This window comes from Brevundimonas vesicularis, assembly GCF_032067225.1.
Classification (GTDB): domain Bacteria; phylum Pseudomonadota; class Alphaproteobacteria; order Caulobacterales; family Caulobacteraceae; genus Brevundimonas; species Brevundimonas vesicularis_F.
This window is the reverse complement of the sequence record NZ_DAMBJX010000088.1, coordinates 1-8,038: the sequence shown is the minus strand read 5'-3', so window position 1 is coordinate 8,038 and position 8,038 is coordinate 1. Positions and strand designations below refer to the sequence as shown.

Annotated in this window: 12 protein-coding genes; 4 read left to right on the top strand and 8 right to left on the bottom strand. The window is 64.7% G+C overall.

The features are described 5' to 3' along the window. From RT123_RS14990 to RT123_RS14980, 3 genes are all read right to left on the bottom strand, one after another. Window positions 1–441: sigma-70 family RNA polymerase sigma factor (locus RT123_RS14990; protein WP_313009982.1), on the bottom strand; the 441-nt coding region annotated here is incomplete at its 3' end. A gap of 9 nt (window positions 442–450) precedes the next feature. Continuing rightward, window positions 451–891: a Spy/CpxP family protein refolding chaperone gene (locus tag RT123_RS14985; protein ID WP_295241619.1), complete on the bottom strand. Its 441-nt coding sequence runs from the start codon at window positions 889–891 to the stop codon at window positions 451–453. Then, a complete protein-coding gene (locus RT123_RS14980) occupies window positions 888–1,169 on the bottom strand; it encodes a hypothetical protein (RefSeq protein WP_017505548.1) in 282 nt (93 codons plus the stop codon). The genes RT123_RS14985 and RT123_RS14980 overlap by 4 nt, the downstream gene beginning before the upstream one ends. A gap of 129 nt (window positions 1,170–1,298) precedes the next feature. Here RT123_RS14980 and RT123_RS14975 point away from each other — a divergent pair, with 129 nt between their 5' ends. The 3 genes from RT123_RS14975 to RT123_RS14965 are packed head-to-tail and all read left to right on the top strand — an operon-like array spanning window position 1,299 to window position 3,454. Continuing rightward, window positions 1,299–2,711 (top strand): acyltransferase, encoded by a 1,413-nt coding sequence (locus RT123_RS14975; RefSeq protein WP_313009980.1) that lies wholly within the window; start codon window positions 1,299–1,301, stop codon window positions 2,709–2,711. After that, window positions 2,599–2,922 carry a DUF411 domain-containing protein gene (locus RT123_RS14970; RefSeq protein WP_313009978.1) on the top strand — a complete coding sequence of 108 codons (324 nt, stop codon included), beginning with the start codon at window positions 2,599–2,601 and terminating at the stop codon, window positions 2,920–2,922. Before RT123_RS14975 ends, RT123_RS14970 begins: the two co-directional genes overlap by 113 nt. Window positions 2,923–2,962: 40 nt before the next feature. Further along, window positions 2,963–3,454 (top strand): YybH family protein, encoded by a 492-nt coding sequence (locus tag RT123_RS14965; RefSeq protein ID WP_017505545.1) that lies wholly within the window; start codon window positions 2,963–2,965, stop codon window positions 3,452–3,454. A 175-nt stretch (window positions 3,455–3,629) separates the two neighbouring features. Here RT123_RS14965 and copD read toward each other — a convergent pair whose 3' ends face one another. The 5 genes from copD to RT123_RS14940 all read right to left on the bottom strand — a co-directional run bounded on the left by copD (window position 3,630) and on the right by RT123_RS14940 (window position 6,670). Continuing rightward, the gene (gene copD / locus RT123_RS14960) at window positions 3,630–4,544 is read right to left on the bottom strand and encodes a copper homeostasis membrane protein CopD (protein WP_066629157.1); all 915 of its coding nucleotides are present in this window, start codon (window positions 4,542–4,544) and stop codon (window positions 3,630–3,632) included. A gap of 4 nt (window positions 4,545–4,548) precedes the next feature. Continuing rightward, window positions 4,549–4,911: a copper homeostasis periplasmic binding protein CopC gene (gene copC, locus RT123_RS14955; protein WP_205682993.1), complete on the bottom strand. Its 363-nt coding sequence runs from the start codon at window positions 4,909–4,911 to the stop codon at window positions 4,549–4,551. A gap of 209 nt (window positions 4,912–5,120) precedes the next feature. Beyond that, complete coding sequence (locus RT123_RS14950; RefSeq protein ID WP_205682994.1) at window positions 5,121–5,567, bottom strand: DUF305 domain-containing protein; 447 nt, start codon at window positions 5,565–5,567, stop codon at window positions 5,121–5,123. A 96-nt stretch (window positions 5,568–5,663) separates the two neighbouring features. Further along, entirely contained in the window at window positions 5,664–6,107 is a 444-nt protein-coding gene (locus RT123_RS14945) for a DUF305 domain-containing protein (protein WP_313009974.1), read from the bottom strand. Window positions 6,108–6,256: 149 nt separating this feature from the next. After that, a complete protein-coding gene (locus tag RT123_RS14940) occupies window positions 6,257–6,670 on the bottom strand; it encodes a MerR family DNA-binding protein (RefSeq protein WP_295168857.1) in 414 nt (137 codons plus the stop codon). A gap of 68 nt (window positions 6,671–6,738) precedes the next feature. On the opposite strand from RT123_RS14940, the gene RT123_RS14935 reads away from it, so the two are divergent. Then, the gene (locus tag RT123_RS14935) at window positions 6,739–7,503 is read left to right on the top strand and encodes a glutaredoxin family protein (RefSeq protein ID WP_055808283.1); all 765 of its coding nucleotides are present in this window, start codon (window positions 6,739–6,741) and stop codon (window positions 7,501–7,503) included. Window positions 7,504–8,038: the final 535 nt, after the last annotated feature.

The window sequence follows — 8,038 nt, the reverse complement described above, 5'->3', positions numbered from 1 at the left end:
GAGCGTAGCGAGCAGGAGAGGGGCCTTGAGGCCGTCAGGCAGGCGGGTCAGCGCGCTGCGCAGCGCCTCGGCGCGACGGCGATCGTCCAGTCGGGCTTCGGGAGATGGCGTTTCCATCCGGACCGCTGACGCTTCGGGGGCGTCGAGGCCCATGACGCCGCGCACCACCCGACGCACCGCACGCCGACGGCTCCAGTCCCTGCATTTGTTCAGGGCGATCGAGCGGAGCCAGACCTCGAAGGGGCGAGCCGGATCGTACCTTCGCAGGGCGAGCCATGCGGCGGTGTAAGTTTCCTGGAGCAGGTCGTGCGCTTCCGCTTCGTCGCCGACATAGCGGCGCACGAACCTGTAGAGATCGCCCTTGGTCGCCGCCATCAAGGCGCCGAACGCGCCGGCGTCGCCGCCAGCCGCGCGGGCTTCAATGCTGTCGCCGTCCTTCACGCGCCGCGCCTAGCCGGCGTCGGCACGCAGGGCGTCCACCACGGCGGCGTCGAAGACCTCGGCCTGCGCGGGGGTGAGCACCGACCGCATCTCGAAGACGTGGGCGATGGTCGCCTTCTGCAGATCGCCCATGGCCACGTGGAAGTGATCCACCGCCGTCTGCACCTGGGGCGTGTTCCCATCGCTTGCAGCGATGGCGGCGGCGAGCTCGCGGTTGGCGGCTCGCACTTCTGCCTCCAGCCCGGGGCGGCGCGCGGCGAAGCGCGCTTCGATCGCGTCCAGACGACCATCCTGTTCAGCGCTCAGGTTCAACTGCTCATGGACGACGCTATGCAGGCTCGGCGGCTGACGCTCGCGCATGACCCAGGTTGCGCTCGCCCAGGTCGCCGCGCCGCTGGCGAGCGCCGCCAGCACGGCTGTCAGGACGATCGATTTCCAGCGCGCTCTCATCCCCGGGCATCCAGTGGACCGAGCGGCGACAGGCCCGCCGAGACGGTGAAGATGCGCAACTCAGAGGGCTCAGGCCGCGGCGACGCCACGAGGAGCAATCCACCGTTGGCCACGCCGAGCACGAGCGCCAGCCCTACGGCGGCGACCCGAACCTGGCCCATTGACGCCGCCTCCCGGCGCACGGCGATCCGTGTCCAGACAGCGTCTTCCAGGCCGTCCAGCCGCCCCGCATCGTCTGGCCCTTCCGCCGCAATCAGTCGTTCGATCTCATCAGTCATTGCGCACCTGCATCACGCCCCCTTTGCCATACGCGCCAAACCGTCCGGCCCCTTACGAGGGGACGAGATGTCCGCCGCGTAGATACCAGAGAACGACCGGGAGGACCCGCTCGTGTCGGGGGAGGCGATGTGAGCGAGAGGACAGATCCGGCCGCGGGTCCGTTTCCGGATCGGCTCGATCCGCTGACGGGGGTGAGGTTCTTCCTCGCGCTCGGCGTGGTGCTGTTTCACTACCAGCTGCCATGGACGCTGCCCGAAGGTGCGGCCGGACTGTTAAACCGGGCCCGTCTCGGGGTCGATATCTTCTTCATCCTGTCTGGGTTCATCCTCACCCACGTTTACCTGCAGGGTGATCAGCCAGTGAACTACAGGCGGTTCATCGCGGCGCGGTTCGCGCGCATATACCCGGCGCATTTGTTCATCCTGTTGGCGATGCTGTTGCTGGTGCTCGCCGCGCCGGTGTTGGGCATCGGCCTGGAGCCCGGGCGGTTCAATCCTGCGGATTTTCTGGCCACCCTCTTTTTGGTTCAGGCCTGGTTGCCGCGAGACGGGATGGTCCTGTGGAACGGGCCCGCCTGGTCGCTGTCAGCCGAATGGTTCGTCTATCTCGCTTTTCCAGCCTATGCTGCGGTCGCCCTGCGGTTTCGACACAGGCCATGGATGCTCGTAGCCGCGGCGACGAGCCTGTTCATCCTGCTGGATGCGATCTACCGGCATTGGTTCGGCTCGGTTCTGCCCCGGGCGGAAGACAATATGGGCGTCTTGCGCATCATTCCGGAGTTCCTGCTCGGGATTGGCCTCTACTATCTCGGAGCGCGCTGGGCGCCGTCCCCGCGCGTCGCGATCGTCGGCGCCGTCGGAGCCACCGCGCTCCTCTTGCTCGCTATGCAGATCGGGGCCGATGATCGCCTTATCGTCGCCGCGTCGGGACCCTTCGTTCTCGCCTTGGCGCTGCTCGCCAAGGCGGGTGTCAGAACCTTCCTGTCGCACCCGGTCGCAATCTTCGCCGGTGAGGCCTCGTTCGCCCTCTACCTCGTCCATATTCCGATCCTGATGGTCTGGCGCAATGCCGGCCAGGCCATCGGGGGCTGGCCGGGCGACTATCGAATGGGGCTTCTGGAACTGGCGGCGATGCTGGCGGTGACCCTCGCCGCGGCGGCCGCCATCTATGGTCTGGTCGAGCGACCGAGCCGCCAGTGGCTGAGGCGGCGCACCTTCGGTCGGATGCCGGATGCCGACGCCAGACGCACCGTTCACAGCGATCAGGAGAGCCCTTTTGACGACCGCCTACCTCCACCGAAGGCTTTTCTTAGGCGCCGCCGTCAGCGTCGCCCTGACCGGAACAGCCTGCGCCCAGACCCAGGCGTCGAGAACCCTCACGGTCTTCAAGACGCCAACCTGTGCGTGCTGCGACGCCTGGATCTCGCACATGCGGGAGGCTGGCTTCAACACGACCATCACCGTTCTGCCGAGCCTCCAATCCGTCCGCAGCAGCCGGGGGCTTCCGGACAGCCTGGCCTCCTGCCACACCGGGTTGATTGATGGCTATGTCGTAGAGGGCCATGTTCCGGCACGGGACGTCATACGGTTGCTTGCCGAGCGGCCGGCAGCGCTCGGTCTCGCGGTTCCGGCCATGCCCCTCGGTTCGCCCGGCATGGAGACGCCGCAGGGACACAAGGACCCTTACGACACGCTGCTGGTGCTTCGCTCCGGCGCGACGCAGGTGTTCGCCCGTCACAACCCGCCCACCTGACCTGACCTTGTCTCACCTGATTCATAAGCCGGAGCCCATCATGTCCCCCAAACCTCTCGTTCTCGCCCTCTCTCTCGCCGTCCTGTCGGTGACGCCCGCTGTCGCGCAGGACCATTCTCACGGCCATGCCCAGACCGCGGGGTCGATCAGCGCGGAAGCGACGGAGGCGGCCACGACCGTCGATGCCTTCCATGCCGCGCTCAAGGCCGGTGACACATCTGCCGCCCTGTTGCTTCTGGCCCCCGACGTCATGATCTTTGAAGAGGGCGGAGCGGAGCGCTCGCGCGACGAATACGCCTCTCACCATCTTGCGTCGGACGCCGCCTTCGCGGCCGCGTCGGACAATGTCGTAAGCCGCAGATCGGGCTGGGCGGACGGCGATGTGGCGTGGATCACGAGCGAAGGCCGCACCACCGGTCAGTTCAACGGACGCGCCGTGGACCGTCTGACAACGGAAACCATGGTGCTAAAGCGCCACGCCGACGGCTGGCGCATCCATCACATTCACTGGTCGTCGCGCGCTCCGCGGTAATCCGCCTCTCCGGTTTGAACGCCTCAGTGCGAAAGCGCGCGGCGTTCAGACCGTATTTGTCCGCTTAAGCCGGGATCCGGGAAGCCCGATGGGAGGACGTGACAACATCTCGACCTCGGAGAATGGCGCCACGACCGCAGCGGTGCTCCACGCCGCGGGCCACTAGATCGTCGGATCACGTCGCGACCGGCGGAGGGAGGGTGCCCATAAGCGCGACGACGGCGAGGACGACGAGCCCGAGGGCCGTCTCCGTGACGATACTGCGCCGCAGCCGTCGAACCGCCGAGATTGACTGTCCTGTGTGCTCCAGTTCCAGACGCAGGGCGGGTGTCAGGCGGAAACGGTTGTCCGCCGCCAGGCCCAGCATCAGCACGAAGAGCGCCAGCTTGGCGATCAGAAGCTGTCCATAGAGGCTTTCGCCAAGGTTCACGAAACGCTCCGATCCGACGAGGAACCAGCTGTTCGCGAGACCCGTGGCCACAAGAAGGGCTACGGCGAGCGTGCCCAGGCCCGAGAACCCATGCAAGGCACGGTAGAGGGCCCCATCGTCGACCCCGGGGCGGCGAAGCAGCAGTATCGTCAGCGCTACAAGCGCACCAAGCCAAAGGGCCGCCCCGACGGAATGGACCATGTCGGAGGCGAGGTGGACCAGGCCCTCGGGGCCTTCTGTCGCCGCGCCGTGTCCTGTCCAGGCGAAGCTCGCGACCACGAAGAGCCCAAGGCCTAGCGAGATGCTCCAGGCCGTCTTGCCCGGTCTCAAGGCCAGGACCGCGACGACGGCTGCGAGGGCGAGGGCGGCCCGCGCGACCATGGCTTTCCCCAAGGCCGTGCCGGTGATCATGAAAGACAGAGACACAGGCTTGATGGCTTCCGCCAGCGAGCCCGCCATGACCGCTGTCTGTGCGAGTAGCGCCAGGAGCGCGCTCGCGACGACGACCAAACCTGACCCTATCAGGATCGCGCGCGACCAGGTGAGATCCACGCCGTCGCCGCGCCTGAAGGTGTACAACAGGAACAACGGCGTCCCGAGAAGGACGACGGCTCCGGCGTACTGGAGCCACCGGAGCGCGACGACCGCGATCTCGAGCACGGCGTCAGCGCACCGTGAAGGTGTACGAGCCGGTCATGCGGTGACCGTCGCTCGAGGCGATGCGCCAGTCGACGCGATAGTCGCCAGCAGTCAGCGGTCGCGTCAGAGTCCCGGTCAGGGTCTTGCCGTCTTCAGCGACCGAAGTGCGGACCGCGAGCTTCTCGCCGGCCGAGTTGACCACGTCGAAGCCGGAGAACGCAGGCACAGAGCGCTCGCTGAAGGTCAAGGTCAGTGTGCGGGTCGCACCGACCGTGGCGTTCGGTGCGGGCGTGGCGCTGACAAGACGGGCGTGAGCCGCAGCTGGTCCAGCGGCGAGGACGACCGCAGCCGCCAAGGCGACATAGGGAACTGGGTTGAATGCACGCATACTGTGTCTCCTGACGATTGGCCGCTCCGGCCTTCGACTAGTCTACGCGTCGCGTCGACATTCCCCTCGCCAACGGCGGCCGACGCTGGATGGCCTCACTCCGTGGAAACGACGACAAACCTCGCGGCGGCGAGCGAAGCCGCCTGCCGTCGCCTCGAACGGGAATGGCCGCTTGGCGGGACCAGCGGAAATGTCCCGCCGGAAAGCCCTCAGAGCCGATCCTGAATGGCCTGCATCTGGCGGATCTCGCGCTCCTGCGCCTCGACGATCTCTCCGCACAGCGCGACCAGTTCTGGGTCGCTCAGCTTGGCCTTGCCGCACATCAGGATCGCGCCGGAGTGGTGGGGGATCATCCCGCGAATGAGTTCCTTGTCGCCGATCGCCGCCTGGGTGCGCATGGCGTAGAAGCTGCCCGCGAAGATGATCATCGCGGTCAGCCCGATGGCGAGGTTGAGACGATTGTTCGGATACATCTCGCGCATCAGAACCAGCATAAGGATGGCCATTGGTGCGACCATCATCAGCGTCATGTAGACGTTGTTCAGATTGAAGTTGAAGTGATCGAGCGTCGCGATCATCGTGAACATCACCAAATACATGATGATGAAGTGGACGATGAGTTCAATCGCCAGGTTGCGATAGCTCTTGTCGTGCATGAGGGACCTCCCGCCGGCGAACCGACGCCGACGATCGACGCCGTCCAAAAGCACATACGCGCGGGCAGACCATTTCCCGCGCGTAATCGTCCCGCATCAGGCTCCGGGCTGCACCGAACCCGCGGCGGGGGCTGTTGCGCTGGATCGATGTTGCGCGACCCACTGCTCCAGCTCCGTGATCTCCTGGCGCTGCATGGTAATCGTCTTTTCGGCCATCTGGCGGAGCGCGGCATCGGGGTTTTCCCGCATCAGGACCTCCGACATAGCGATGGCGCCCCGGTGGTGCTCGATCATCTTCAGGGCATAGGTCTCCTGCGGGTCTGCGCCGTGCGCCTGCATCATGGCATGATGCATCTGCTGTTCGGACGCGGAATAGGGCGTCTCAGGCCCCGCCATCGGCTGGGCCGCCGGAGCGCTTTGTTCAGTCGCCGAGCCCGCATCGGCCGTCTCGGTTCTATCGGCCTGACCCGCAGGACTGCACGCGGTCAGGAGCACGGACAGGGCGGCGGTCGCCAGACCGGCGTTCAGCTTGATCGACATCTTCGTTCTCCGAAAGTGATGATCAACGAACAGTTCTGGCTATGGGACGTTCCGGTCCTCACGCTTGCGCGGCTACGCAGTCGGATTGCGTTTTTCCAGGCGGGACGGATGCCGGCCATCCCACCCGTTCGCCAAGACAGGGCACGATTTCAAACCTTTTCACCCTGAAAGGCTGAAATGATCGGACACGGTCCGCTGTCGTTCGCCGCGCAGGCGCTCGCCAGTCGGCGCAACGCCGCTCTCGCCGTCTCAAGATCGGAGATGGTTCGATCCAGCGCCTCCAGCCTCTCCGCGGCCAACGCACGGGCGCGCGTGCGATCCTCGCCAGCGTCGAGCGACAACAGCTCTTTGATCTGCTCGAGGGTGAAGCCCGCCGTCTGTGCGGAGCGAATGAACTTCAGCTGGCGCACGTCCTCCTCGCCATAGCGTCGAACGCCCGCGCCAGCGCCATCACGCGACCATTTGTCAGGCGTCGAAAGCAATCCGCGACGCTGATAAAAGCGGACAGTCTCCACCCCGACGCCGCCGTCTCGCGCCAACCCTGCGATCGTCCGAACGTTCATGCTTGACTCCGTATCTAGGTACGGAACCTAAGAGCTGTAGCTCGGATTTGAAGATCAAGGAGCCTGCAATGACCAAGACCGCTGTCATCTATCGGATGGTGATGCCCGACCACACCTGTCCGTGGGGGCTCAAGGCCCGGCATCTTCTCAAGAGCCGGGGCTACAAGGTCGAGGACCACTGGCTCACGACCCGCGAGCAGACCGACGCCTTCAAGGCCGAGCACGGCGTCAAGACGACGCCTCAGGTCTTCATCGACGGCCAGCGTGTCGGCGGCCACGACGATCTGCGCCGCTATCTCGGTCTCAAGGTCCGCGATCCCAAGGCGACCACCTACACGCCGGTCCTCGTCGTCTTCCTGACCACCGCCGTGATGGCGACGATGCTCAGCCTGACGATTTTTGGCACGCCGTTCACCGTGCGGGCAGGGGAGTGGTTTATCGCCCTGTCTATGATGGCCCTCGCCATGCTGAAGCTCCAGAACATCGAGAGCTTCTCATCCATGTTCCTGAACTACGACCTGCTGGCCAAGCGGTGGGTGCCATACGGCAAGGTCTATCCGTTCGCCGAGTTCGGGGCAGGCGCGTTGATGGTCGCGGGCGTCCTGACCTGGTTGTCGGTCCCGGTGGCCCTGTTCATCGGCGGCATTGGCGCGGCCTCGGTCTTCAAGGCTGTCTACATCGACAAGCGCGAACTGAAATGCGCCTGCGTCGGTGGAGACAGCAATGTGCCGCTTGGCTTCCTATCCCTGACCGAGAACCTGATGATGATCGCCATGGCGATCTGGATGCTGGTTATGCACTACGCTCTGCCGGCGTCAGCGATGGCGATGTAGGTTCTGTTCATGCTAGTCTAGCGGAGGCAAGTGAACGCGCAAGAATCGATTGTTAATTCGAGTTTGAGATTGTCAATACGTCTCGAAAGATTGCGCGATCACGCGGTTTTTACATCGGTCTATTTATCTAATGTTTTCAGAACCAAGCCGAACGGTCGGGCGGCGAGCCGGTGTTAAAGTATGTGGGTCGCGAAAAAACCAACTGATTCATGATCTTATCAAGCTTAGAGCAATCGAGTGGGAGTGAGGGGCGGCGGGCATGCGGGTGCGGCCTCTGGCGATTTGGTTGACGCCAGGGCGACATTAGCGGTCGGGTTGGGATAGCGCGAACCCGTAGATCTACGGTGGTGAAGGGTGCCGGAGATGCTCGATCTCTCGTGGGTATTTGGGGTCCGCTTCTGACTCATTGCTGACCTTCCGAAGGTCCGCTTCCGGCGGAATGGAAGTTTGTGTCTAGTGGGACCACACTTTTCGTGTCCCGACCAACACTGAGAAAGAGGGGGATGGGCGGGACGTGGCGATGGCCTTCGCCTCG

Bases quoted from the DNA above. Each gene is read 5' to 3' on its own strand.
- RT123_RS14935 (WP_055808283.1), top strand. From the start codon at position 6,739: ATGACCAAGACCGCTGTCATCTATCGGATGGTGATGCCCGACCACACC.
- RT123_RS14965 (WP_017505545.1), top strand. From the start codon at position 2,963: ATGTCCCCCAAACCTCTCGTTCTCGCCCTCTCTCTCGCCGTCCTGTCG.
- RT123_RS14945 (WP_313009974.1), bottom strand. From the start codon at position 6,107: ATGTCGATCAAGCTGAACGCCGGTCTGGCGACCGCCGCCCTGTCCGTG.
- copC (WP_205682993.1), bottom strand. From the start codon at position 4,911: ATGCGTGCATTCAACCCAGTTCCCTATGTCGCCTTGGCGGCTGCGGTC.
- RT123_RS14980 (WP_017505548.1), bottom strand. From the start codon at position 1,169: ATGACTGATGAGATCGAACGACTGATTGCGGCGGAAGGGCCAGACGAT.
- RT123_RS14940 (WP_295168857.1), bottom strand. From the start codon at position 6,670: ATGAACGTTCGGACGATCGCAGGGTTGGCGCGAGACGGCGGCGTCGGG.
- RT123_RS14970 (WP_313009978.1), top strand. From the start codon at position 2,599: ATGCGGGAGGCTGGCTTCAACACGACCATCACCGTTCTGCCGAGCCTC.
- RT123_RS14950 (WP_205682994.1), bottom strand. From the start codon at position 5,567: ATGCACGACAAGAGCTATCGCAACCTGGCGATTGAACTCATCGTCCAC.
- RT123_RS14985 (WP_295241619.1), bottom strand. From the start codon at position 891: ATGAGAGCGCGCTGGAAATCGATCGTCCTGACAGCCGTGCTGGCGGCG.